General features: G+C 72.6%; 22 protein-coding genes. 19 read left to right on the top strand and 3 right to left on the bottom strand.

Annotation, left to right across the window (positions count from 1 at the left end):
• Nucleotides 1-271: 271 nt before the first annotated feature.
• The 10 genes from OEIGOIKO_RS39900 to OEIGOIKO_RS39855 all read left to right on the top strand — a co-directional run bounded on the left by OEIGOIKO_RS39900 (nt 272) and on the right by OEIGOIKO_RS39855 (nt 9132).
• Entirely contained in the window at nt 272-1447 is a 1176-nt protein-coding gene (locus tag OEIGOIKO_RS39900) for a 4Fe-4S dicluster domain-containing protein (protein WP_125058155.1), read from the top strand.
• Nucleotides 1444-1920 carry a Crp/Fnr family transcriptional regulator gene (locus tag OEIGOIKO_RS39895; protein WP_125058154.1) on the top strand — a complete coding sequence of 159 codons (477 nt, stop codon included), beginning with the start codon at nt 1444-1446 and terminating at the stop codon, nt 1918-1920. The genes OEIGOIKO_RS39900 and OEIGOIKO_RS39895 overlap by 4 nt, the downstream gene beginning before the upstream one ends.
• Nucleotides 1917-2750 (top strand): FAD/NAD(P)-binding protein, encoded by an 834-nt coding sequence (locus OEIGOIKO_RS39890; protein ID WP_125058153.1) that lies wholly within the window; start codon nt 1917-1919, stop codon nt 2748-2750. The genes OEIGOIKO_RS39895 and OEIGOIKO_RS39890 overlap by 4 nt, the downstream gene beginning before the upstream one ends.
• Before the next feature lies 1 nt (nt 2751).
• Nucleotides 2752-3579: an NADH-quinone oxidoreductase subunit B family protein gene (locus tag OEIGOIKO_RS39885; protein ID WP_125058152.1), complete on the top strand. Its 828-nt coding sequence runs from the start codon at nt 2752-2754 to the stop codon at nt 3577-3579.
• Nucleotides 3576-4967: a Ni/Fe hydrogenase subunit alpha gene (locus OEIGOIKO_RS39880; protein WP_125058151.1), complete on the top strand. Its 1392-nt coding sequence runs from the start codon at nt 3576-3578 to the stop codon at nt 4965-4967. The genes OEIGOIKO_RS39885 and OEIGOIKO_RS39880 overlap by 4 nt, the downstream gene beginning before the upstream one ends.
• Nucleotides 4958-5656 carry a CBS domain-containing protein gene (locus OEIGOIKO_RS39875; protein WP_125058150.1) on the top strand — a complete coding sequence of 233 codons (699 nt, stop codon included), beginning with the start codon at nt 4958-4960 and terminating at the stop codon, nt 5654-5656. The genes OEIGOIKO_RS39880 and OEIGOIKO_RS39875 overlap by 10 nt, the downstream gene beginning before the upstream one ends.
• Nucleotides 5656-6786 carry a hydrogenase formation protein HypD gene (gene hypD, locus OEIGOIKO_RS39870; RefSeq protein WP_125058149.1) on the top strand — a complete coding sequence of 377 codons (1131 nt, stop codon included), beginning with the start codon at nt 5656-5658 and terminating at the stop codon, nt 6784-6786. The genes OEIGOIKO_RS39875 and hypD overlap by 1 nt, the downstream gene beginning before the upstream one ends.
• Nucleotides 6755-7786, top strand: a complete 1032-nt coding sequence (gene hypE, locus OEIGOIKO_RS39865) for a hydrogenase expression/formation protein HypE (protein WP_125058148.1) — start codon at nt 6755-6757, stop codon at nt 7784-7786. Before hypD ends, hypE begins: the two co-directional genes overlap by 32 nt.
• Before the next feature lie 20 nt (nt 7787-7806).
• Nucleotides 7807-8367, top strand: coding sequence for a flavodoxin domain-containing protein (locus OEIGOIKO_RS39860; RefSeq protein ID WP_125058147.1), 561 nt, complete (start codon nt 7807-7809; stop codon nt 8365-8367).
• Nucleotides 8368-8430: 63 nt separating this feature from the next.
• The gene (locus tag OEIGOIKO_RS39855) at nt 8431-9132 is read left to right on the top strand and encodes a response regulator (protein WP_125058146.1); all 702 of its coding nucleotides are present in this window, start codon (nt 8431-8433) and stop codon (nt 9130-9132) included.
• 44 nt (nt 9133-9176) lie between these two features.
• Here OEIGOIKO_RS39855 and OEIGOIKO_RS39850 read toward each other — a convergent pair whose 3' ends face one another.
• On the bottom strand, nt 9177-10034 hold the full coding sequence (locus OEIGOIKO_RS39850) for a universal stress protein (protein ID WP_246177894.1): 858 nt from the start codon (nt 10032-10034) through the stop codon (nt 9177-9179).
• Between the two features lie 224 nt (nt 10035-10258).
• On the opposite strand from OEIGOIKO_RS39850, the gene OEIGOIKO_RS39845 reads away from it, so the two are divergent.
• The 7 genes from OEIGOIKO_RS39845 (at nt 10259) to OEIGOIKO_RS39815 (ending at nt 18173) form a co-directional block, all read left to right on the top strand.
• The gene (locus OEIGOIKO_RS39845; protein WP_125058144.1) at nt 10259-10798 is read left to right on the top strand and encodes a hydrogenase maturation protease; all 540 of its coding nucleotides are present in this window, start codon (nt 10259-10261) and stop codon (nt 10796-10798) included.
• A 5-nt stretch (nt 10799-10803) separates the two neighbouring features.
• Nucleotides 10804-13122 (top strand): carbamoyltransferase HypF, encoded by a 2319-nt coding sequence (hypF, locus tag OEIGOIKO_RS39840; protein ID WP_125058143.1) that lies wholly within the window; start codon nt 10804-10806, stop codon nt 13120-13122.
• A 5-nt stretch (nt 13123-13127) separates the two neighbouring features.
• Nucleotides 13128-13415, top strand: a complete 288-nt coding sequence (locus OEIGOIKO_RS39835; protein WP_125058142.1) for a HypC/HybG/HupF family hydrogenase formation chaperone — start codon at nt 13128-13130, stop codon at nt 13413-13415.
• A gap of 145 nt (nt 13416-13560) precedes the next feature.
• On the top strand, nt 13561-16254 hold the full coding sequence (locus OEIGOIKO_RS39830; RefSeq protein ID WP_125058141.1) for a bifunctional acetate--CoA ligase family protein/GNAT family N-acetyltransferase: 2694 nt from the start codon (nt 13561-13563) through the stop codon (nt 16252-16254).
• Between the two features lie 387 nt (nt 16255-16641).
• Nucleotides 16642-16896, top strand: coding sequence for a BON domain-containing protein (locus OEIGOIKO_RS43810; RefSeq protein WP_307721256.1), 255 nt, complete (start codon nt 16642-16644; stop codon nt 16894-16896).
• Nucleotides 16897-16937: 41 nt separating this feature from the next.
• Complete coding sequence (locus OEIGOIKO_RS39820) at nt 16938-17438, top strand: flavodoxin domain-containing protein (protein WP_125058140.1); 501 nt, start codon at nt 16938-16940, stop codon at nt 17436-17438.
• 216 nt (nt 17439-17654) lie between these two features.
• Complete coding sequence (locus OEIGOIKO_RS39815; RefSeq protein ID WP_125058139.1) at nt 17655-18173, top strand: hypothetical protein; 519 nt, start codon at nt 17655-17657, stop codon at nt 18171-18173.
• Between the two features lie 915 nt (nt 18174-19088).
• Here the strand turns inward: OEIGOIKO_RS39815 and OEIGOIKO_RS39810 are convergent.
• Together OEIGOIKO_RS39810 and OEIGOIKO_RS39800 are read right to left on the bottom strand one after the other, a co-directional pair.
• The gene (locus OEIGOIKO_RS39810; RefSeq protein WP_125058138.1) at nt 19089-21809 is read right to left on the bottom strand and encodes a cation-translocating P-type ATPase; all 2721 of its coding nucleotides are present in this window, start codon (nt 21807-21809) and stop codon (nt 19089-19091) included.
• Nucleotides 21810-22309: 500 nt separating this feature from the next.
• The gene (locus OEIGOIKO_RS39800) at nt 22310-22846 is read right to left on the bottom strand and encodes a SixA phosphatase family protein (RefSeq protein WP_125058136.1); all 537 of its coding nucleotides are present in this window, start codon (nt 22844-22846) and stop codon (nt 22310-22312) included.
• A gap of 289 nt (nt 22847-23135) precedes the next feature.
• Between OEIGOIKO_RS39800 and OEIGOIKO_RS39795 the strand changes: the two genes are divergently transcribed.
• Together OEIGOIKO_RS39795 and OEIGOIKO_RS39790 are read left to right on the top strand one after the other, a co-directional pair.
• Entirely contained in the window at nt 23136-23687 is a 552-nt protein-coding gene (locus OEIGOIKO_RS39795; RefSeq protein WP_125058135.1) for a DUF1269 domain-containing protein, read from the top strand.
• A 295-nt stretch (nt 23688-23982) separates the two neighbouring features.
• Nucleotides 23983-24402, top strand: a complete 420-nt coding sequence (locus OEIGOIKO_RS39790) for an SHOCT domain-containing protein (protein WP_125058134.1) — start codon at nt 23983-23985, stop codon at nt 24400-24402.
• Nucleotides 24403-24416 lie beyond the last annotated feature (14 nt).

The raw sequence follows: 24416 nt of genomic DNA, 5'->3' as shown, positions 1-24416 counted from the left end.
GTGCCACCAGGGCCGTACGGGCCGAGCTCCGCAGCGTCGGAAGGGCCGGGGAACCGATCGCTCGCGAGAGGAGGGAGGGACGGGAGCGAAGTGCAGCACTGAGGGACGGGAGCGAAGTGCAGCACTACTGCGGCGCCCCGCCCGCTCGGCGCACCGCCGGTCCCTCTCGGGCCGGGCGGCGCCTGCCAGGGCCGTTCGGCCCCCTCCCGGCCGGAGTTCTCCGGCCGACGATGAGGACACGGACCCACGGGACGCTGCCGAGGAGGCACCGATGTCCCACAGCGCAGCTGTACCGGAAGCGGTGATCTCCGCGTCGGAGGGGCTGGCCACGCTGGTCGATGTCCTCGCCGAGGACCGTACCGTCGTCGGACCGGCCCTCCGCGACGGCGCGATCGTCCTCACCGAGATCTCCTCGGCGGACGAGCTGCCGCACGGCTGCGGCGTGGAGCTGACGGCCGGGCGGTACCGGCTGGTGCGGCGCGCGGATCCGATGATCTTCGCCCACAGCGCCGGTCCGCAGTCCTGGAAGGCGTACCTGCATCCGCAGCGCGAACGCCTGTGGACGGTGGACCGGGACGCGCGGGGCCGGCTCGCCTTCCGTGAGGAGGAGGGCGAGCCGCCCGCGTACGCGTTCCTGGGGGTACGGCCGTGCGACCTGCGGGCCATCGCGATCCAGGACCGCGTGCTGGGCGGGGGCCCGCACGCGGACACCGCCTACCGGCGCCGCCGCGACCGTACGTTCATCGTCGCCGTGGAGTGCACCGACCCCGGCGCCACCTGCTTCTGCACGTCGATGGGCGCGGGGCCGGGCGTCGGGGAGGACGGTCCGGCCGCGTACGACCTGGCGCTGACAGAGGTGCTGGACGAGGACGGGCACCGCTTCCGGGCCCGGGCGGGAAGCCGGGCCGGCGAGCGCGTACTCGCCCGGCTCCCCCGCCGTACGTGTGACCCGGCCACCCGAGCCGTCGCCCGGCAAGCCGTCACCACGGCGGCACAGCACATGGAACGCGCCATGCCGCCGGTCGACCTGCACACCCTGATGGCCGGCTCGCTCGACGCCGCCCGCTGGGACGATGTCGCGTCACGGTGTCTGACGTGCGGCAACTGCACGATGGTGTGCCCGACCTGCTTCTGCACCACCACCGAGGACGTCACCGATCTGACGGGTGACCACGCGGAGCGGTGGCAGCGTTGGGACTCCTGTTTCGACCTGGACTTCAGCCACCTGCACGGCGGCCCGGTCCGCGCGTCCGCGCGCAGCCGCTACCGGCAGTGGCTCACCCACAAGCTCGGCACCTGGCACGACCAGTTCGGAGAGTCGGGCTGCGTCGGCTGCGGCCGCTGCATCGTGTGGTGCCCGGTCGGCATCGACATCACCGAGGAGGCCGCCGCCCTGCACGCCGAGACCCGGGGCTCGCGAACCACCGACGAGGAGGCACCGTCATGACCACCAGGACAGGACTGAGGACCATGCTGTGTCAGCTGGACGCCCTCACCGACGACCAGCGTGACCGGCTGATGGGGCCGGCCCGCGAGGTGTCCTTCCCGGCGGGCGCGCGGCTCTTCGAGGAGCGCCGCGCCGCCGACCGGTTCTGGATCGTCCGTACCGGCAGCGTCGTGCTGGACCTCCATGTCCCGGGCCGCCGGGCCGCGGTGATCGAGACGCTGGGGCCAGGTGACCTGGTGGGCTGGTCCTGGCTCTTCCCGCCGCGCAACTGGCATCTGGGCGCCGAGGCCCAGAGTCCCGTACGGGCCTGGGAGTTCGAGGCCGAGGCCGTACGCGGGCTGTGCCGGGAGGACCCGAAACTGGGCCACGCCCTGGTGCTGGCGGTGGCCGAGGTCATCGGACACCGGCTGGAGTGCGCCCGTACCCGGCTGCTGGACCTGTACGGACCGTACGGGAGCGGGCTGCCACGATGAACGCCGCGGCCGTGTCCCCAGGCGGCGCGCCCCTCCCCTACCGCGTCGTGCGGAGGTGCCCGGAGACGGCGGATGCCGCCACGTTCAAGCTGCTTCCGTGCGGACCCGCGCTGCGGCCCTTCCGTCCGGGGCAGTTCGCGATGCTCTACGCGTTCGGAGTGGGCGGGATTCCCGTGTCGGTGTCCGGGCTGCCGCTGGGCGAGCCGGCGCTGGTGCACACCGTGCGGGCGGTCGGCGCGGTGTCCCGGGCGCTGTACGGGGTCGAGGCGGGCGACACCGTAGGGGTGCGTGGCCCCTACGGTGTCGGCTGGGACCTGGAGCAGGCCGTGGGGTGCGACGTCCTGGTGATCGCGGGCGGTATCGGGCTCGCGCCGTTGCGGCCCCTGGTTCTGGAGGTACTGGCCGAGCCCGGGCGCTACGGGCGGCTCAGTGTCCTGATCGGGGCCCGTACGCCCAGCGACCTCCTGTACCGGCTGCAGACCCGGTCCTGGAGTGCGGCCGCCCGGGTGGCCGTGACGGTGGACCGGCCGGAGGCGGGATGGCGTGGGGACGTGGGAGTGGTGACCCGGCTGCTGAGGGACGGAGGCTGGTCGCCCGACGGGACGTGTGCCTATGTCTGCGGGCCCGAGCCCATGATTCACGCCACCGCGAGCGACCTGATGCGGGCAGGTGTCGCGCCGCACCGCATCCAGGTCTCGCTGGAGCGCACCATGCGCTGCGGCGAAGGCAACTGCGGCCACTGCCAGCTGGGCCCCCTCCTGCTGTGCCGGGACGGCCCGGTCGCCGGCTGGGACCGCGCCGAACCCCTCCTGGCCGTGAGGGAGCTGTGAGATGCGCGCGCCGCGACCCGACCCTGCCCACGGCGGCGGTTCCCGCCCGACGCTCGCCGTCTTCAAGCTCGCCTCGTGCGACGGCTGTCAGCTGACGCTGCTCGACTGCGAGGACGAACTCCTCGCCATGGCCGGGCGGGTGGACATCGCGCACTTCCTGGAGGCGTCCAGCGCGATCCGGCCCGGCCCGTACGACCTCGCCCTCGTGGAAGGGTCGGTCACCACGCCCCAGGACGCCGGGCGGGTACGGGAGATCCGGGGCGCCGCGCGCTTCCTGGTCACCATCGGCGCCTGCGCCACGGCCGGCGGCATCCAGGCGCTGCGCAACTTCGCCGACGTGGAGGAGTTCCGCGCCACCGTCTACGCCCGCCCCGACTACATCGCCACCCTCGCCACCTCCACCCCCGTCTCCGCGCACGTCCCCGTCGACTTCGAGCTACGCGGCTGCCCCATCGACCGCGGCCAGCTCCTCGAAGTGATCACGGCCTTCCTGGCGGGCCGCAAGCCGGACGTGCCCAACCACAGCGTCTGCTTCGCGTGCAAGCGGCGCGGCACCGTGTGCGTGACCGTCGCTCACGGCACTCCGTGCCTGGGCCCGGTCACCCACGCCGGGTGCGGCGCCATCTGCCCCGCGTACGGGCGCGGCTGCTACGGCTGCTTCGGGCCGTCCGGCTCGGTCAACCTGCCCGCGCTGATCCCGCTGCTGCGGCGGGACGGCATGAGCGAGGACGACGTACGGCGCGCCCTGCGCACGTACAACGCCGCGTCCTTCGCCGAGGTGGAGGGAGCCGACGCCGAGGGAGCCGGAGTGAAGGGAGCGCCGTCATGACGCACCGGGGCTCGCGCGTGCTGCACGTCGGCTCGCTCGCCCGGGTCGAGGGGGAGGGAGCGCTGCACCTGACGGTCGAAGACGGTACGGTCACCGGCGCCGAGCTGCGCATCTACGAGCCGCCGCGCTTCTTCGAGGCGTTCTTGCGCGGCCGCTCGTACACCGAGCCGCCGGACATCACCGCGCGGGTGTGCGGCATCTGCCCGGTCGCCTACCAGATGAGCGCCTGCCGGGCCGTCGAAGATGCCTGCGGAGTGACGGTCGACGGGCAACTGGCGGCGCTGCGGCGGCTGTTGTACTGCGGTGAGTGGATCGAGAGTCAGATTCTGCACATCCACCTGCTGCACGCGCCGGACTTCCTTGGGGTGGACGGCGCCGTGGAACTCGCCCGCACCCAGCGGGCCCACGTGGAGCGCGGCCTGCGCATCAAACAGGCGGGCAACGCCATCCTCGAACAGCTCGGCGGGCGCGCCATCCATCCGGTCAACGTCCGGCTCGGCGGCTTCCACCGCGTACCGGCCGCCGTCGAGCTGAAGCCGCTGGCCGAGCGGCTGCGCCGGGCCCTCGACGACGCGTGGCAGACCGTGTGCTGGGTCGCGGGCTTCGACTTCCCCGACGCCGGGCTGGACCACACCCTGCTGGCGCTCGCCGAACCCGGCCGCTACGCCATCGACTCCGGCACCCCGACCGTCATGGCCGCCCCGCACACCCACGGGCTGCCGTCCACATCGGCCGCTCCCCTGCCCTTGCGCCAGTTCCCCGTGTACGCGTTCCCGTCCGAGGTCGCCGAGGAGCAGGTTCCCTACTCCACCGCCCTCCAGGCCACTTTGGACGGCGGGCGCTACCTGACCGGCTCGCTGGCCCGCTATGCCATCAACGGGCGCTGGCTGTCCCCGCTCGCCCAGGAGGCGGCGCGGGCGGGCGGGCTCGGCGATCCGGCGGCCGGGAAGGTGTGCCGCAATCCGTTCCGCAGCATCGTCGTACGGGCCGTCGAGGCGCTCTACGCGATCGACGAGGCGCTGCGGATCATCGACGCGTACGAGCCGCCGCCCTGCCCGTACAGGGACGTACCACCGCGCGCCGGGACCGGCCACGGCGCCACGGAAGCGCCCCGCGGGCTGCTGTACCACCGCTACACGCTCGACGCCGACGGCATCGTCACCGCCGCCACGCTCGTCCCGCCCACCTCCCAGAACCAGGGCGCGATCGAGGAGGATCTGCGGCGTCTCGTCCAGGCCCGCCTGGACACCGGCGCCCAGGACACCGAGGCGGAGCTGACCGCCCTGTGCGAGCGCGGCATCCGCAACCACGACCCGTGCATCTCCTGTTCCGCCCACTTCCTCGACCTCACCGTCGACCACGCGCGAAGGAGCCCGCCATGCCCGTGACCGACCTCGGCACCCCGCAGGAGCACGGTCTGCACACCGTGAGCGACGTGATGACCCACACCGTCGTGGCCGTCGGCCGCGACGCGTCGTTCAAGGAGATCGTCCAGACGATGGAGCAGTGGAAGGTCAGCGCCCTGCCGGTCCTGGCGGGCGAAGGCCGCGTGATCGGCGTCGTCTCCGAGGCCGACCTGCTGCCCAAGGAAGAATTCCGCGACAGCGACCCCTCACGGTTCGAGCAGCGCCGGCGTCTGGAGGACCTGGCCAAGGCCGGAGCCCTGACCGCGGGCGAGCTGATGACCGCACCCGCCATCTGCGTACACGCCGACGCGGCCCTCCCCCAGGCCGCCCGCATCATGGCCGTACGGCACGTCAAACGCCTGCCCGTCACCGACGCCCAGGGACTGCTGCAAGGCGTGATCAGCCGCAGCGACCTCCTCAAGGTGTTCCTGCGCTCCGACTCCGACATCGCCGAGGAGGTACGGCGGGTGGTGATCGACCGGGTCTTCCCCGGACAGGACGTCACCGTTGCCGTGCAGGAAGGCGTGGTGCGGCTGGGCGGGCGGGTGCGCGACGGTTCGTTCGTCCCGGTCGCGGCCCGGCTGTGCCGCGCCGTCGAGGGTGTCGTCGATGTCACCTGGGAACAGAACGGGCCCCACAGCGAACCGGCCCCCGGCACGACGGAACCGTGATGCGCTACCTGGACGAGTACCGCGATCCCGAACTGGCCCGCAGCCTGCTGGACCGGCTCCAGCAGGTCGCCACCCGCCCCTGGCGCATCATGGAGGTCTGCGGCGGCCAGACCCACACCCTCGTGCGCCAGGGCATCGACGAGCTGCTGCCCGCCGGCATCCGCATGATCCACGGGCCGGGGTGCCCGGTCTGCGTGACACCGCTGGAGACCCTGGACCGGGCCATGGCCGTCGCCGCCCGGCCCGAGGTGACCTTCACCAGCTTCGGGGACATGCTGCGTGTCCCCGGCACGCACACCGACCTGCTGTCCCTACGGGCGCGCGGTGCGGACGTACGGGTCGTGTACTCACCGATGGACGCCGTACGGATCGCTGTCGCCGAATCCGACCGCCAAGTGGTCTCCCTGGCCGTCGGGTTCGAAACGACCGCGCCTGCCAACGCCATGGCCGTCCTGCACGCCCGCCGGCTGGGCCTGGCCAACTTCTCCGTCCTGGTCAGCCATGTCCTCGTCCCCCCGGCCATGACCGCGCTGCTGGCCGATCCGGACTGCGAGGTGCAAGCCTTCCTCGCCGCCGGGCACGTGTGCGCCGTGATGGGTTGGAGACAGTACGAGCCGATCGCCGCCCGCTGGCGCGTGCCCGTCGTCGTCACCGGCTTCGAACCGCTCGATCTCCTCGAAGGCGTCCTGATGGCGGTCGAACAGCTCGAAGCAGGCCGCCACGTGGTCGAGAACCAGTACGTGCGCGCGGTCCGGCGCGCCGGGAACCGCCACGCACAGCAGGTCGTGGCCGAGGTCTTCCGGGTCACCGACCGCACCTGGCGCGGCATCGGACCGCTCCCCGCCAGCGGACTCGAACTCACTCCGGACTACGCCGCTTTCGACGCCGCACGCCGCTTCGGCGTGACAGACGTGCGCTCCGCCGAGCATCCGGAGTGCATCGCGGGCGCCGTCCTCACCGGGGCCCGGGAGCCGACCGACTGCGCCGCCTACGGCACCCGCTGCACCCCACGCACCCCCCTCGGCGCCCCCATGGTCTCCGCCGAGGGCACCTGCGCCGCCTACCACGCAGCCGGACGCACCCCACAGGGAGCCCGTCATGATGAACCAGTGCCCCACACCACGGCATGAGGACGAACGAGTCCTGCTCGGCCACGGGGCCGGCGGCCGCCTCACTGCGGAACTCCTCGACACCCTGCTGCTCCCGGCACTCGGGCCACCACCCGGCCCGCTGGAGGACGCCGCGACGCTGCCTCCCGTGGGGCTGCCGGTCCTCAGCACCGACAGTTTCGTCGTCAGCCCCCTGTTCTTCCCCGGCGGCGACATCGGCTCCCTCGCCGTACACGGCACGGTCAACGACCTCGCCATGCGCGGCGCCGCGCCGGCCGCGCTCGCGGTGTCCCTCATCATCGAAGAGGGGCTTCCGCTGGCCGAACTGCGGTCCGTCGTGGAATCGCTGGGCAAAGCCGCCGCCGACGCGGAGGTGCCGGTGGTCACCGGGGACACGAAGGTCGTGGGACGCGGCGCCGCCGACCGCCTGTTCATCACCACCACCGGCATCGGCCGCCGTATCCCCGCGCTGCATCCCTCGGCGGCACGTGCCCGGCCGCACGACGCGATCCTGCTCTCCGGCCCCATCGGCCTGCACGGCACCGCCGTCCTCAGCACCCGCGAGGGTCTCGGCTTCGAGGCCGACATCACCTCCGACTCCCGTCCCCTGCACCGCCTCGTCGCGGCCCTGACCCGCTTCGCCGACGACCTCCACACGCTGCGTGACCCGACGCGCGGCGGACTGGCCGCCGCCCTCAACGAGATCGCCGAAGCCTCCGGCACCGGGGCGGAGGTCGACGAAGCCGCCCTGCCCGTCCCCGGCCCCGTCACCGCCGCCTGCGACCTGCTCGGCCTCGACCCCCTGCACGTCGCCAACGAGGGCTGCCTGGTCGCGTACGTACCGGAAGCCCAGGCGGGCGACGTCCTGGACTCGATGCGCGGCGTACCCGAAGGAGAGTCGGCGGTGCGCATCGGCCGGACGACCGCCGCCCACCCCGGACGCGTCGAGCTGCGCACCCGCGTCGGCTCCCACCGCGTTATCGACATGCCGCTGGGCGAACAGCTGCCCCGCATTTGCTGACAGCCGGACGAGGAGGAACCATGCGCGTGTTCATCGGATACGCGGGAGAACATGGAGCCACCCGCGGCATCGCCGAACGCATCGCGGCCACGCTGACCGGACAGGGCCTCCAGGCCGACCTGACGGACCTGGCCGACGAACGTGCCACGGCCCCGGACCACGACGCCTGCGTCCTCGGCAGCGCCGTCCACAACGGCCGCTGGATACCCGCAGCCGCCGAGTACCTGCGCCGCTACACGCCCGAACTCGCCCGGCGGCCCCTGTGGCTGTTCAGCGTCGGGCTGGCGCGCGTCTTCGGCGGCCCCCTCGAACGCTGGTCACAGAATCCGGACCCCCTGCCCGCCGTACGCGACCTCCTCTCCCCCGAGGACCACCGGCTGCTGGCGGGCGCCTTCGAGCGGGCCCACACCTCCCTGCCCGGACACGTGATCTTCCGAGCGATGGGCGGTCACTACGGGGACCACCGGAACTGGCCGGAAATCGACGCATGGACGAAGGACATCGCGCACCGCCTGCTGTCGGCCCCGTCCGGGAAGGAGCACCATCGGAACGGAGCCGCGCCGAGCCTCCGGGCCCTCTGACCCAGCGGTCCGGGTCCGGTGCCGGCAGCGGCCCGCCGACGCTCACGGACGGAGCGATGCCTCATGCACGCACCAGCCACCCCGGACCCGATCCGCGTCTTCCTGCTGGACGACCACGAAATGGTCCGCCGGGGCGTCCGCGATCTGCTCGACGGCGAACCGGGCATCGAGGTGGTGGGCGAGGCCGCCGACCGCCGCGAAGCCCTGGCCAGGGCACCCGCCCTGCGCCCGCACGTCGCGCTCCTGGACGTACGGCTCGGCTCCGGCAGCCCGGAGGGCGACCACGAGGGCATCGAGGTGTGCCGTGAGCTGCGCGCCCGTATGCCGGAGCTGGCCTGCCTGATGCTGACCTCCTTCGACGACGACGAAGCGCTCTTCGACGCCATCATGGCGGGCGCGGCCGGCTACGTCCTCAAGCAGATCAACGGCTCCGACCTGGTGAACGCCGTACGGACGGTGGCGGCCGGCGCCTCCCTGCTCGACCCGGGCGCCACCGCACGGGTCATGGCCCGGGTCCGCGGCGACGAAGACCCCGTACCGCCCGAACTGGCCCGCCTCTCCCCCAGGGAGCGGGAGATCCTGGAACTGATCGGCGAGGGCCTGACCAACGGGCAGATCGCCCGGCGGCTGTACCTGGCGGAGAAGACCGTCAAGAACCGCATCTCCTCCCTCCTCGGGAAGCTCGGCGTCGGCCGCCGTGTCCAGGCCGCGGTGCTGGCCGAAAAGCTGCGCCACCGCGCCATGGAACACGACGGACCGGGCTGAGCCGGGAAGCCCGGCCCACCCGCGTCCGGGCCGGGTGCACCCGGTCACGCCCGCGGTACGACGGCCACCGGGCACCCGGCGTGATGGAGCACGGCGTGGTTGACCGGGCCCAGTTGCAGGCCGAGCGTGTGCCGGTGGCGTTGGGCGCCGACCACCAGGAGGTCCGCGCCGGCCGAAGCGGCCAGCAGGATGTCGCGGGGGTTGCCTTCGGCCGGCCGGGGGGTCACGGGAATCTCCGGGTGCTCGCACGCTGCGGGAGCGAGGGCTGCTTCGAGCATGTCCGAGGCGCGGTGGAGGTGTTCCTCGCGGCGCTTGCTGTACGGGCCGCTCTCCTCGGCCAAGTCACTGCCCGCGCACCGCCAGGCGTGCACGGCCTCGATCTCCCCGCGCCGCAGGGCCGCCTCGCCGTACGCGAAAGCAACCGTGGCCTCGCTGCCTGTACCCTCGCCGACACCCACGACGATCCGGCCGCCCCGGCCGGGCGAAGACGGGGGCCACCCCTGTCCGCGTACGACGATGACCGGGCAGTGCGCCCGCCCCGCCACCGTCAGGCTCACCGTCCCCAGCAGCAGGGACGCCAGTTCGCCGCGGCCCCGGTGCCCCACGGCCAGCAGCGCGGCGGTGCGGGACTCCTCGACAAGGGCCACGGCCGGCTCGTCCGACACCGCCCGGGTCGTCACCAGCGGTTCGCCGACCCACCGCGCGGCCCGCTCGGCCGCAGCGGAAAGCACCCGCTCTTCCGCCTCCTTCTCCTCCGCGGCCCCTTCCCCGTAACGCTCCCAGAGCGAGGCGTACACGATCCGCAGCGGCAGGCCGCGCAGCCGGGCCTCCTCCACTCCCCAGTCCAGCGCGCGCACGCTGTTGCCGGAACCGTCCACGCCCACCACGACCGGCCGTTCCATCACAGCCACCGCCTTTCCGGAAATCGGCTGCCCGCACTGTGCGCCCGTACGCGCCCTCCGTGCAGGGGTGGACCGGGGCATGTCGAGGGCCGTTCGGCCCCAAGCCGACGGGCGGTCCCTGGCCGCACTCTGACGGGCGAAGGGCCCTGCGTCCGGCGTTCCGGCGATGGCCGGAACGCGGGCCCCGGCCCACCGACCGGCCGCCTCCCGGACAGGAGGATCCCGTGACCCAGGTGCCCCGCATCGCGGTGATCGGCGTCGGCAACGCGTTCCGCCACGACGACGGAATCGGGCCGGCCGTCGTGCGACGGCTGCGCGAGCGGGCCCTGGACCGCCCGCTGCCGCCGTCGGTCGCCCTCGTCGACTGCGACGGGGAGAGCGGACGGCTGATGTCGCTGTGGGAGGGCGCGGAACTGGCCGTCGTGGTGGACGCCGCACACGCCCACCCCGGCCACCCGGGCCGTGTCCACCGCTTCGACCACGAAGGCCCCTGTACCCGCCGCGCAGTCACCAGTTCCCACGGGCTGGGGCTGGGGGAGGCCGTCGAACTGTCCGACGTGCTGGGCCGCCTGCCGGGCAAGCTGATCGTCTTCGCCGTCGAGGGCGCGGACCATTCCCTGGGCACCGGGTTGTCGCCGGCCGTCGCCGCGGCCGTCGCTCCGCTCGCCGCGACCGTGGAAGCGGAGATCACCCGGCACCGTGACGCGCGCGCAAGGAATGCGGACCGTCAGGCCGGCGGCGAGTCCCGCCCGGCAGGCGGGTGAGAGCCATGAGGAGCGACCGGGAGGCACGGCGCTTCGAGGTGTACGGAACGGTCCAGGGCGTCGGCTTCCGCCCCTTCGTCCAGCGCCTCGCCTCCGCGCTGGGCCTGGACGGCTGGGTACGCAACGTCGACGGCCATGTCGTCATCGACACCGCCGGACCCGCGCAGTCACTGCACCGCTTCGGTGCCGCCCTGCGTGCTCAGGCACCGCCGCTGTCCGTCGTACGCCACATCCGCAGCTTCGCGGACGTCCCCGAACACCCCTTGGCAGGCAGCGGGTTCACCGTACGGGCCAGTGCCGCCGCCGAGGTGCGGCCGGCGCCGCGTGAGATCCCGCCGGACGCGGCGACCTGCGATGTCTGCCTGGCCGAGCTGTTCGACCCGCGCAACCGCCGCTACCGCTACCCCTTCATCAACTGCACCGACTGCGGCCCGCGCGCGACCGTGATCACGGGCCTGCCCTACGACCGGCCCCGTACGACGATGCGTTCCTTCCCGCTGTGCCCGGCGTGCGCGGCCGAGTACCGCGACCCGTCCGACCGGCGCTTCCACGCCGAGCCGCTGGCCTGCCCCGCGTGCGGGCCCCGGCTGTCCTGGCACGCTGACGGCCGGAGCCGCACCGGTCCGGCCGCTCTCCAGGCCGCCGAGGAACTGATCGCGCAGGGTGGCATCGTCGCCGTCAAAGGGCTGGGCGGCTACCAGCTCGTCTGCGACGCGCGGCAGTCGTCGGCCGTTCTGCTGCTGCGCCGGCGCAAGCACCGGCCGCACAAGCCGTTCGCCGTGATGGCCGCCGACCTGGCCGCGGCGCGCCGCATCGCCCGGCCCACCCGTACCGAGAGCCGGTTGCTCACCTCGCCCGCCCGGCCCGTGGTGCTGGTCGCGGACGGGCCGTCCGGCGGGACGGCTGCCGCGGCCGTCCACCCCGGCACCCGACGCGTGGGCCTCTTCCTCCCCGCCACCGGCCTGCACCACCTTCTCCTGCGCGACCTCGCCCGGCCGCTGGTGGTCACCAGCGGGAACCTTTCCGACGAGCCGATCGCGACCGCCGACGCCGACGCGCGCACCCGCCTGGCGGGCATCGCCGACGGCTTCCTGGCGCACGACCGCCCGATCGCCGCCCGGTACGACGATTCCGTGACGCAGGCGGTACGGGGGCGGGTGCTGACCATCCGGCGGGCCCGCGGGTACGCCCCCGCTCCCCTACCGCTCCCGGCGCGGACCCGTACGCCGGTCATGGCGGCCGGTGCGCAGAGCAAGCACACCGTGACGTTGGCCTACGACGACCGCGCGGTGACCGGCCCGCACACCGGCGACCTGTCCGACGTCCGCACCCTGGAAGCCTTCGAGCGCTGCTACGCGGATCTCGTGGCGCTGACCGGCGTGTCGCCCCGCGTGGCGGCGCACGACCTGCATCCGGGCTACCTGTCCACCCAGTGGGCGGCCAAGACCTTCCCGGCCGAGCAGCGGGTCGCCGTCCAGCACCACCATGCGCACATCGCCGCCTGCGCGGCCGAGCACCGGCTGCGCGGGCCGTTCCTGGGCATCGCCTACGACGGCCTGGGGTACGGGGACGACGGCACGCTGTGGGGCGGCGAAGTCCTGGTCGCCGACTACACCGGCTACCGCCGCGCCGGCCGCTTCGCCACCGCGCCGCTGCCCGGCGGCGCGGCCGCGGTGCGCCGTCCGGCGCGGATGGCCCTCGGCTGCCTGTACGGCCTCGAACCGCTCGGCGTGCCGCCTCCGTCGCCCGAACTGGCCCGCCGCTTCACCGAACGGCTGGACCCGCGCGAGGTCACCACGGTCCGCACCATGGTCGGACGCCGACTCAACTGCCCCCGCGCCTCCAGCGCCGGCCGTCTCTTCGACGTCGCCGCCGCCCTGCTCGGACTCGCCGACGACATCTCGTACGAGGGGCAGGCCGCGGTCGCTCTGGAGAACGCCGCCGGTACCGCGCGGCGCGCCGCCCTTCCCTGGCGTCTGGTGCGCGCCGACGGACTGTGGGTCTACGACCCGGCGCCGACCCTGACCGCTCTGCTCGGCCAACTCGGCGGCGGGACGCCCGTACCGCTGCTGGCCGCCGCCTTCCACACGACGATCGCCGAGGTGAGCGCCGCGCTGGCCGAGCGGGCCGTGGCCGCCGGCGCCCCGCGCACCGTCTGCCTGGCAGGCGGCTGCTTCGTCAACCGCCGCCTGCTGACGGACGTGTCCCGGCTGCTGCGCGCCCAGGGGATGCGGGTCGTGGTCGGCAGCGCCGTGCCCGTAGGGGACGGCGGCATCAGCTACGGCCAGGCGGCGGTCGCCGCGGCCCGCCTGAAGGGAGGCTGACAGCGATGTGTCTGGGAATTCCGGGCCGCGTCCTCGCCACGTACGGGAGTGCCGGACTGCGCATGGCCCGCGTGGACTTCGGCGGAGTCCGGCGCGAAGCGTGTCTGGCCTACACACCGGAGGCCGGCGTCGGCGACTATGTCGTCGTGCACGTCGGCTTCGCCATCACCACCGTCGACGAGACCGAGGCGGCCCGCACGCTCGCCGTACTGCGGGCGATGGCGGACGCCGTGGCGGGCGAACTGGGTGAACCCCTGCCCGCCGGAGAACCCGCCGGGGAGGCAGGACCGTGACCACCGTCCCACCGCAGCGGGGCCGAGCGGCCGCCGTCGCCTCCACGAGGGCCGAACGGCCCGGACCGCTCCCGTACGGCCCCTGGGGAGCCCTGCGCGGTCCAAGGAGTCTGTCAGCAGGATCCGTCCCGTCCGAGGAGCTGCCATGACGAGCACCGAACGGCCCGAAGACAGCGTGCACGCGCTGCTGGCCGACGGCACCACGGTCTGCATACGGCCGGCCGCGCCTGAGGACCACGGGCGAGTGCTGCGGATGTTCACCGGTATGTCCTCCGAGAACCTGCGGCTGCGGTTCTTCACCGTGGGTACGGATTCCGCTGTCAACGCCGCTGACCGCATCTGTGCCGTGCAGGCACCGGGCACACGGGCGCTGCTCGCCCTCGCCGGCGACGAGGTCACCGGCACGGCCGAGTTCCACCGCTCCCCCGCCACCCCGGACACGGCGGACGTCGGCCTGGCCGTCGCCGACACCTGGCACGGCCACGGCATCGGCACCCTGCTCCTGGAACACCTGGTCCATGCCGCCCGCGCCGCCGGCGTCCGCTCCTTCACCGTCGACACCCTCACCGAGAACCACCCCATGCTCAAGGTGATCTCCGGCCTCGGCCTGCGCACCGCACGGCGTTTCGACGGGCCGGAAGTCCACTGCACCATCGAACTCGCAGAAGACGAAGGGTATTTGAGTGCGGTGGACGAGCGAGGGCGCACCGCCGGCGTGGCCAGCCTGGAACCGCTCCTGCGCCCCGCTTCCGTCGTCGTGATCGGCGCCGGACGGTCGCCGTCCTCGGTCGGCCGCGCGCTGCTCACCAACATCCGCGCGCACGGCTTCACCGGGCGGCTCGCCGCCGTCAACCCGCACACCGGGACCATCGACGGCACGCCCTGCCACCCCTCCGTCGAGCACCTGTCCTTCGTGCCCGACCTCGCGGTCCTGGCCGTGCCGGTGCCGGCTGTCGCCGACGTCGCCGAACAGTGCGGCAAACTCGGCGTCAAAGCCGTGGTCACCGTCTCCTCCGGGCTCGACGACAGCCAGGCGGCGGGGCTGCTGGCCGCCTGCCGGCGCCACGGGATGCGGCTGGTGGGCCCCAACTGTCTGGGACTGGCCAACACCGAGCGGACCGTACGGCTCGACGCGACGTTCGCCGCGGCGCCGCCCCGCCCGGGCACCGCCGGGGTCGCCGTCCAGTCCGGCGGAGTGGGCATCGCGCTGCTCGGCGCGCTCTCCCGGCTCGGCATCGGCGTCTCCTCCTTCGTCTCGCTCGGCGACAAGTACGACGTCAGCGGCAACGACCTGCTGCAGTGGTGGGAGAGCGACGGCGTCACCGACCTGGCGCTGCTGCACCTGGAGTCGTTCGGCAACCCGCGCGGCTTCTCCCGCACGGCGCGCCGGGTGGCCCGTAAGGTGCCCGTCCTGACCGTGGACGCGGGCCGTTCGGAGGCCGGGCGCCGCGCCGCCGCCTCGCACACCGCCGCGATCACCACCCCCACCATGACCCGCCGGGCCCTCTTCCACCAGGCCGGGATCATCGCCACCGACAGCATCAGCGACCTGGTCGCGACCGCCGCCCTGCTGCGGTCCCAGCCGCTGCCGACCGGGGCGCGCGTCGCCGTGGTCAGCAACGCGGGCGGCGCCGCCGTCCTGGCCGCCGACGCCTGCGCCGAGGCCGGGCTGACCGTCCCGGAGCTGCCGGGGCCGCTCATCGCCGACCTGCTGGCGGTCCTCCCGGCGGGAGCCCGGGCCGTCAACCCGGTGGACACCACCGCCGCCGTGTCCGGGAAGCAGCTGGCGTCCTGTCTGTCGCTGCTGACCGGGCACGGCGCCGTGGACGCCGTGCTCGTGGTGCTGGTCCCCACCGCCCTGTCCGCCGCGACCGGGGACGACCCGGCACGGGCCCTCGTCCCGCCGACCGGTACCGGGCCCCGGCCGGTCGTCGCGGTCCTCCTGGACCAGGACGTGCCCGTACGGCTGCTGAACGGGCCGGTGGCCACCGTTCCGGCGTACGCCGAACCCGCGTCCGCCGCGCGGGCACTGGCCCACGCCGTCTCCCATTCCCGCCGGCGTGCCGAGCCCCTGGGCACGGTGCCGGTTCTGGAGGGCGTCGACAGCGAAGCGGCCGCCGCCCTCGTCGCGGACTTCCTCGCCCGCCGTCCCGACGGTGGCTGGGCCGGGCCCCAGCTGTGCGGGGCGCTGCTGGACGCGTACGGCATCCGGCAGTCGCCCTGGGAGTGGGTTGCCGACGCCGACGCGGCGGTGGCTGCCGCCGAACGGCTCGGGGGAGGCCAGATGGCGCTGAAGGCGTACTGGCCCGGCTTGCTGCACAAGACCGACGTGGGTGCACTGCGTCTGGACCTGGAGGGGCCGCAGCACATCCGCACCGCCTATACGGAGCTGGCCCGGAACTTCGCCGGGGTGATGACCGGAGCGGTGGTGCAGCCGATGGCCGCGCGCGGCGTAGAACTGGTCGCGGGCGTCGTCCAGGACCAGGTCTTCGGCCCACTGGTGCTCTTCGGCCTCGGCGGCACCGCCACCGAGGTGCTGGCCGACCACGCCGCCCGCCTCGCGCCGCTCACCGACCGCGACGCCCACGCCCTGATCACCGCACCGCGCTGCACGCCCCTGCTGTTCGGTCACCGCACCGGCCGGGCCGTGGACCTCGAAGGGCTCGAACAGCTGCTGTTGCGTCTGTCCCGTATGGCGTGCGACCTGCCCCAGCTGGCCGAGGCCGACCTCAATCCCGTACTCGCCCGTCCGGACGCGATCCTCCCACTGGACATCCGCATCCGGCTGCTGCCGTACCGCGCCCAGGCCCCGTACCTGCGCCGCCTGCGCACCCGCTGAACCGTTCCGCGCCCGGGAGGCTGCGACGACGACCCGAGCACCGGCCCCGTTCTCCGGCCGGCTGATCGCCGGTTCCGGCCCTGCCGGAGCGGACGGGGCGGCCCGCCGCCCGGGACAAGCCACGAAGCCGGAAGGAGGACCGAGGATGAAACACCGGCTGATCGACCAGATCATGAACCGCGACGTCGTCAAGACGCTCCCTGACGCGCCGTTCAAGGAGGTCGCCGACCTGCTTGGCCCGGCACGCCGTCAGCGGGGTGCCCGTCGTGGACCAGGACGACAAGGTGCTGGGCGTCGTCTCCGAGACCGACCTGATGTACCGCCAGGCCGGACAGGACGACGCGCCCCGCCCGTGGTACGTACCGGCCCGGCGCTCCAATCGACGACGTGCTCGTCCGCACCCTGTGGCTCGCCCCGCACACCATCGGCGTGCGCGTCCAGGACGGCGTCGTCACCCTCACCGGCGAACTCCGGCGCCGCAGCGAAGTCCCCATCGCCGTACGGCTGGCCGGCCGCGTCGACGGCGTCGTCAGCGTCACCGGCCACCTCGGCCACCTCGGCCACCAGGAGGACGACGCCCACCTGCGCCCCACCGAACAGGCCCTGCACGGCATCACCGAGGAATGGCTGCGCAAGACCTGATCCCGCCCGCCTCCCAGCCCTTCGGAAGGAGCTGAACACCCATGACCGACAAGCGTGTTCTCGTCGCCTACGGCACGCAGAACGGCGGAACCGCGGGGATCGCCGAGGAGATCGCGGCGACGCTGGAGAAGGACGGCGTGCCGGCGGAGGCCCGCTCTGCGGCGGATGTCACCGACGTGACCTCCTACGACGCGATCGTGCTGGGCGGCGGCCTGTACGCCGGCCGCTGGCACCGCGACGCCCGCCGCTTCGCCCGCAGGCTCAAGGACCCGCTGCTGGAGCGCCCGGTGTGGTGCTTCAGCAGCGGCCCCCTCGACGCCACCGCGACCCAGAAGGAGGTCCCGCCCACCCGCGCGGTGCTGCGCGACGTGTCCCGCATCAAGGCACGTGGCCACACGACCTTCGGCGGCCGGCTCGATCCCCGGCCCCAAGGCTGGCTCGCCCGCTCCATGGCCAAGCGGGGCATGGCCCACGACTGGCGTGATTTCGAGCAGATCCGCGCGTGGGCGCACACCATCGCCACCGATCTGAGCAAACAGTGACCCGAACCGGACCGACAGGCGAGGGCCGGGCAGAGCCCGGTCCTCGCTCCCTCCCCACCTATGGTCCGCTCCGCTCAGTCGAGCGGCACGACGGCGACCGAGCAACCCACGTGAGCGGAAATGCCCCGGCTTTCCGGACCGGAGGTGTCCTGACCGTGCGCAGACCGGCACGATGGTGGGCGCCATGTTTCCGGCCCGCTGACCCGGGAGCGAAGAATGCTGGAGAAGTTCAGGGCGCAGGCCCGGGTACGAAGAGGTGAGCGCCGCGCTCATGCCGACTACACCGGTGGGGTCTACGGTTCGCTGCTCGCCGCCTCCGTCGTGGTCGGAGCCAGTACGCTCGGAACCTTCCCGAGGCTGGAGCTGGCACTGCTGCTGCTGGCCACCGGGACCGTCTTCTGGCTCGCGCACGTCCATGCCCAGCTCTTCGGGGCACGCCTGGCGCAGCGCTCCCTGAGCAGAACAACCGTGCTGCATGTCTGCCGTGAGGAGTGGCCCATCGTGGAGGCCGCCGTGCCTTCCGCGGCCGCCGTGCTGGTCAGCCCGCTGCTGGGCCTCGATGTCCAGGGGGCTGCCTGGCTCGCTCTCGCCGTCGCCCTGATCAGCCAGATGGGCTGGGCGACCGCTGCCGCGCGGCGCGCAGGCGCCGTCTGGCGCCAGGTGGTCCTCACCGACGCGGTCAACCTCGTGATCGGGCTGCTGATCGTCGCCCTCAAATTCGCGCTGAAGCACTGATCTGGGGCATCAGACGGCAGCCGCGTCGACCGGAAGCGCTCTGGTCCCGGCATTCGGGGTGGCCGAGAGCCACGACAATCCGCACAAACCGGCAAGGCCACGTCGGCGTACGACACCGTCCCGTACAGCCCTCACAGCGAGCCGGACACGACGCACAAGCCCCAGGTGACGAGCGGCCCGATCAGGCTGATGCCGAGGCTCCGGGCCATGAGGCGGCGGAAGACGACGTCGCGAAAGCGCCGGCTGACCCGCTTCAGCGGCCCCCGTGAAGCGGACGGCCGCCCCGCATGTCGGTCAACGGGCCGAATTATCACAGGACTTGACGCCCATCCGGCTGTCAGTGGCGAGCTGTAGCGTCAGTATGCGCCCTGGTTCGGGCCTGATCTTCACCTCTCGTCCCACTCCTTCCGAGGAACCCTGATGGCATACGTCCGTGGGCACTACCGCAACGGCTCCTGGGTCCGGCCGCACTACCGCCGTACCAAAGGGTCGTCAGGCACCGCATCGTTCTCCCGTTCGTCGCCCGCCCGCCGAGTCCGTACGGCTTCACCCACCCCTCCAGGGGCAACGACACACGTGCGCAGCCACTACCGCAACGGCTTCCACGTCCGAGCGCACCGTCGGCGCCTTGATCCGCGGGCCGCCGCAGCAGCGGGCGGCAGTATCGGGGTTCTTCTGCTCATCCTGGCCGCGATGCTGGTCGCGGGCCTGGTCGGCGGAGGGCCGGGCTCCGGGGAGGCGCCGGGTCAGCACCCGACTCCGTCCGTCAGTGCTCAGAACGGCAAACCCGCCCGGTAGGGGCCCGGTGCCCGGCCCGATAGCGAAGCGGGACCTGTGAGAAACCGGTCCCGCTTCCCGCCCGACCGGGACCGGGCATGGGGCTCCCCTGACGCATGGCGTCCGCCGTTCTTCCCGTCACCGGACACGTCCGCGCCCGCGGGCGACGAGTTTGCCGAGTTCCCACAGGAGCAGCAGTGCGGCGGCGGGTACGAGGGCCCACGCGAAATGCCTCAGGTCGAGTTCGGTGGTGCCCAGCAGACGGTGGAAGAGGTCCATCTGGGTGACCGCGACGGCGAGGACGACCTCGATCAGCATCGCCCGGTTCATCTGCTTGCTGTCGAAGCTGGCGGTCGTCAGCACGGTGCCGGTCTCGCTGCGGCATTCGAGGGCGGCCACGATCAGGCACAGGGCGAAGGCGGTGAACGCGATGGAGTTGCCGATGGGAAGGCTGTCGTAGAGCGACCGGCCCAGCTGGATCATGCAGAGCAGGCCGATGCTGATGGCGAGTCCCGCCGATCCGACGGTGAGCATCACTCCCGTGGTGAGCACCGGCTCGCCGCGGGGCCGCGGGCTGCGGGCCATGAGGCCCGGGCTCTCCCGGTCGAAACCGAGGGCGAATCCGAAGGCGGCGTTGACGAAGAAGTGGATCCACAGGACCTGCGCGGCGGTGAACGGTTCACCGGCGGCGATGTTGAACAGGGCGGCGCCGAGGAACGTCAGGACGAAGACCACCAGCAGGACCAGGACGAAGCGGATGTACTTGGTGAGGTTGTCGTAGATCTTCCGGCCCTGCTCGACCGCGGAGACGATGGTGGCGAAGTTGTCGTCGGAGAGGATCATCTCACTGGCATTCTTGGCCACTTCCGTACCGGAGCCCATGGCGATACCGACGTCGGCCGCTTTGATCGCGGGGGCGTCGTTGACGCCGTCCCCCGTCATGGCCACCACGTCGCCCTTCTTCTTCAAGGTGTCCGCGAGCAGCACCTTGTGTTCGGGAGCGACCCGGCCGAGGACCCCGATGTGTTCGATGGCGGCCAGCCGTTCGGGCTCGGACAGGGCGGCGAAGTCCGCGCCGAGGACGGCGTCGCCCTCGATGCCGAGCTGTTCGGCGATGGCGGCGCCGGTGGTGACCTCGTCCCCGGTGACCATGCGGACGCGGATCCGGGCCGCCTGCGCGGCGGCGACCGCGGCCCGGGACTGGGCCCGTGGCGGATCGACCATCCCCACCAGGCTCGTCATCTGCAGCTCGGTGACGTACCCGAGGAGGTCGCCGGCCGGGTCGAACCGTTCCGGGTCCAGGTCGCGGACCGCGGCGGCCATCACCCGCTTGCCCTGCCGCGCCATGCGGTCCTCGTGCACCTGGGCCCGCCGGCGCAGGCCGGCGTCCCACGGGAAGCTCCTGCCGTCGGAGAGCGCCGTCGCCGCTCGGGCCGTCACCGCCGGTGCCGCGCCCTTCACGAAGCACCGTACGACCGGCCGCCCGGTGGCATCGCTCGCCGCGTTGAACGTGGCCATCAGCTTGTAGGTCGGATCGAACGGCAGCGTGGCCATCCGGGGCAGGCGCTCGCGGGTGGCGTCGATGTCCAGGCCGGCCTTGTGGCACAGGACGACCAGGGCGCCCTCCGTAGGATCTCCGACCACCTTGCCGTCGACGAGTACGGCGTCGGAGGCGACCAGGTACGGCAGCACCGCCTGCTCGATGGAGTCCGAACTGCCCGCGGCGTGGTGCACCTTGCCTTCCAGGCCGTACCCGCTGCCGGAGACGGTGTAGCGGTCCGTCGGCGTCAGCACCTCCACGGCCGTCACCTGGTTCATCGTCAGGGTGCCGGTCTTGTCGGAGTTGAGGGCCGAGGTGAAGCCCAGAGTCTCCACCGACGGCAGGCCCTTCACGATCGCGTGCCCCTTGGCGAGGTTGACGGCCCCGATCGAGAGGATGGTCTGCGCCACCGTGGGCAGTGCCTCCGGGATGGCCGCGATGGCCAGGGCGACGGCGCTCACGAAGAGCACGTCCCAGGCTTCGCCGCGGCTGCGCCCCAGGGCGAACATCGCGATCATCGTCAGGCCGGCCGCCGCCGCGATCCACAGGGTGAGCCGGTCCAGCTCCTTGGTCAGCGGCGAGGCTTCTTCGGGCGTGGCGGAGAGCATGCCGGAAATGGTGCCGAGTTCGGTGTCGGCCCCGGTGGCCGTGATGATGACGGTGCCGCTGCCGTGCGTGACAGGGGTGTTCATGAACGCCATGTTCGACTGATCCGCCGGTCCCGGCCGTTCGCCGTGCAATGTCCGCGCTTCCTTGGCGACGGGTGCGCTCTCGCCTGTCAGTGTCGCCTCGTCGATCTGCAGCGCGCTGGCCGCGATGATGCGGCCGTCCGCCGGTACCTCGTTCCCGGCCGTGAGGAGCACGACATCGCCGACCACCACCTGTTCGGCGGGGATCTCGGCTTCCTTGCCGTCCCGGCGCACCCGGGCGGTCGCCTTCATCATCGACTTGAGGGCGTTCATGGCGCTCTCGGCCTTGCCGGCCTGCCGCATGCCGATCACCGCGTTGAGCACCGTCAGGGCCAGCAGTATCCCGGCGGTCCCCCACTCCGTGATCAGCAGGGACACCACCGCGGCAACGACCAGGATGATCTGCATGTAGCTGCGGTACTGGGCCAGGAACCGCCGCCAGCCCGGCTCGGGCTCCTCCGCCGGTAACGCGTTCGGGCCGTTCCGGTCCAGCAGTTCGGCGGCGCGCTCCGCGGAGACTCCCACCGCCGGGTCCACCCCCAGGGCCGACGCGACCTCCTCCGGCGAACGCGCGTACCACCGCTCGGGCTCGACTGCCCGATGGTTCAAGGCACCTGTTTCCACAGCCATCGTGACTGCCTCCGCTCCGGTCGTCCCCGGGCTGGGCCCTGTCCCTGTACCTGTCCCTTCCGTCCGCCTTTCGTGCTGTTCCTCCTGCCGTTCTTCCTGTCGATCAGCGTGTGCGCGAGCACGGCGCCCAGGCCTGCTCGGCGGCCGGCCGCCGCTGGTACTCGGCCGGCAGCTCGACGCCCACCCGCAACAGCTCGACCCCGTTCGTCTTCTTCTCGATGCGGACACGGCGGAGCGGTCCCGTACCGGAACAGTCCTGTACCGGAGCAGTCGGCGAACCGCGCTTCGCGATCCCGAGGCAGCGCACGGGCTCGGATGTCAGGCCGGTGGCAGGCCCCGCCGGCGCCTGCCGCGTCACCCGCTGCCCGTTCCCGGGTCGTACTCCGTCAGTGACACGAGCCGCCGAGGTCCGGGGCGGCAACTGTAGGACGAGAGTACGGCGGACCATCCGCTTGAGGAACACCGTCCGGCTCCCCTCGCCGCCGGACGGCGCCCGCCGGTCACGAAGGCCCTGGCCGGGCTCCCCGAGCGACGGCCAGACCGGTCAGCAGAGCCGTACGGGTGTCGAGCTCGCCCCACGTTCCGCGCCAGGCCAGCAGGGCGACCGCGGCGGTCGGGAACTTCTCCCGGACCTGCCGGATCCGTCGGCCGACTCCGTCGCCTGCCACGATCAGGATCGTGTCCCGCAGGCTCGGGTTGTGGCCGATCACCAGTAACGTCGACACGTGGGCGGGCACTTCGTGCACGACGGCCAGGAGTTGCGGCACCGGCGGGTGGTACAGCCGCGGCTCGAAGCGCACCTCGGGCAGCCCCGCCAGTTCCGCCGCGGCCAGCTCCCACGTCTCCCGCGTACGGTGAGCCGTGGAGCAGAGCACCAGGTCGGGCAGCCAGTCCTCCTTCGCCAGCAGTTGTCCGGCGGCCCGCGCGTCCCGGCGGCCACGCCCGGACAGTGACCGCTCGTGATCTGCCGTCCCCGGGGGACGGGCGGCTTTGGCGTGGCGCAACAACAGCAGGCGCCGCAGAGGCGAGATCGTCACACCGGAACACCTCACACCTCACGTCGGGAGTGCCGTGATCCTGAGAGGACGCGCCCTGGCTTCGGGCCGGTACGCGACGGTGTGGACCACGGCCGTCAAGAGCGTCCGGTTTGCAGGTGGAGCACACAGTACTCGGTGCCTGAGCGCGTCGGTCCCGCCCAGCGGCGCTGCCTCGCGGCTTTCGGACAGCGATGGAGCCGCCGCGCGCCGTGTACTCACCTCCTACGGGGGATGCCGTCCCACCGTGCCCGTTGCTGAATGGCGGGGAGCCTCTACAGAGGGAGACCGCATGACGACCGAGACCGGCCCCATACAGCTGTTGACGATCGCGTTCGGCCCGGACACGACGTTCGAGGGGCGGATCGCCGAGGAGCTGGACGACCTCACGGCCGCCGGCCAGATCCTCGTGCTGGACCTGCTGATCGTACAGAAGCAGGCCGACGGTGACCTCGTCTCCGTCGGCTATCAGGCGGAAGGCATGGGCGACACGGTCAGCGCGCTGCTCGGACTGAGCCCGGGCAGCCTGCGGGGAGCGGAAGCCGCTTTCCCCTCCCTGGCCCCGGGGCGCCCCTTCGGCCTCACCACGGACGAGGTCCGGGAACTCGCCGACGCCCTGGAACCAGGCACCACAGCAGGTTTCCTGCTGCTCGAACACCGCTGGGCGAGGAAGCTGCGGCGCGCGGTCCGCGAACAGGGAGGCGTGCCCGTCGCCGAGGGTTTCCTCACCGAAGAGGCCCTCGCCCCCATCGCCGCGGAGCTGCTCGCAACCGCCGCGCGGTTCGAGGACAAGCCGGAGGACAAGACATCGGAAGGGACCGGTCCCCGGCAGAACCTCTCGTGAGAACGGGGAACTCCATGAAGATCGGCACACCGCCGTCTTCCGGCCCGTCCTGCTATTGGCCCGTCCTGCTATGGCTCCCCGCGCGCGGCGGCTCTAGTGTCGGCAGCCGTCGGGCCCAGGACCCCTTCACTGAAGATCCGTACGCCGGACGCCCGCCTCGACGGGACGAGCCCGCGCACGCTCTTGCGCACCGCAAAGCCCGCTCGGGACACCACCGCCGGTGTGCCCGGCCGCACCGTTCCGGCGGAACGGTGCGAGGCAGGGCAGAACGAGCGAGGTATGGAAGGAGAGGACCATGAGCGGTTCCGTCACGCTCGCGTACGACTACCCGCTGCTCGGCGTTTTCTGGACCACGTTCTGGCTCTTCATGTGGATGCTGTGGTTCTTCCTGCTCTTCCGTGTCATCGGCGACGTCTTCCGCGACGACCGGCTGAACGGATGGGCCAAGGCGGGCTGGATCATCTTTGTCATCGTGCTGCCGTTCCTCGGTGTCTTCGTCTACGTCCTCGTCCGGGGACGCGGCATGGGCCGTCGCGAAGTGAGCAGGGCACAGGCCCAGCAGGAGGCATTCGACACGTACGTACGCCGGACCGCGGCGAAGGACGCGCCCCGCGCCACCCAGGCGGACGAGCTGACGAAGCTGTCCCAGCTCAGGGAGCGCGGCGACATCTCGGACGCCGAGTTCCAGCAGGCGAAGAGCAAGGTCCTGCACTGACCTCCAGGGTGGGA

This window comes from Streptomyces paromomycinus (genome assembly GCF_003865155.1).
In the GTDB taxonomy this organism is placed as follows: domain Bacteria; phylum Actinomycetota; class Actinomycetes; order Streptomycetales; family Streptomycetaceae; genus Streptomyces; species Streptomyces chrestomyceticus.
Note: the sequence above shows the minus strand (reverse complement) of the source record. Positions and strands in the feature narration are given on the sequence as shown.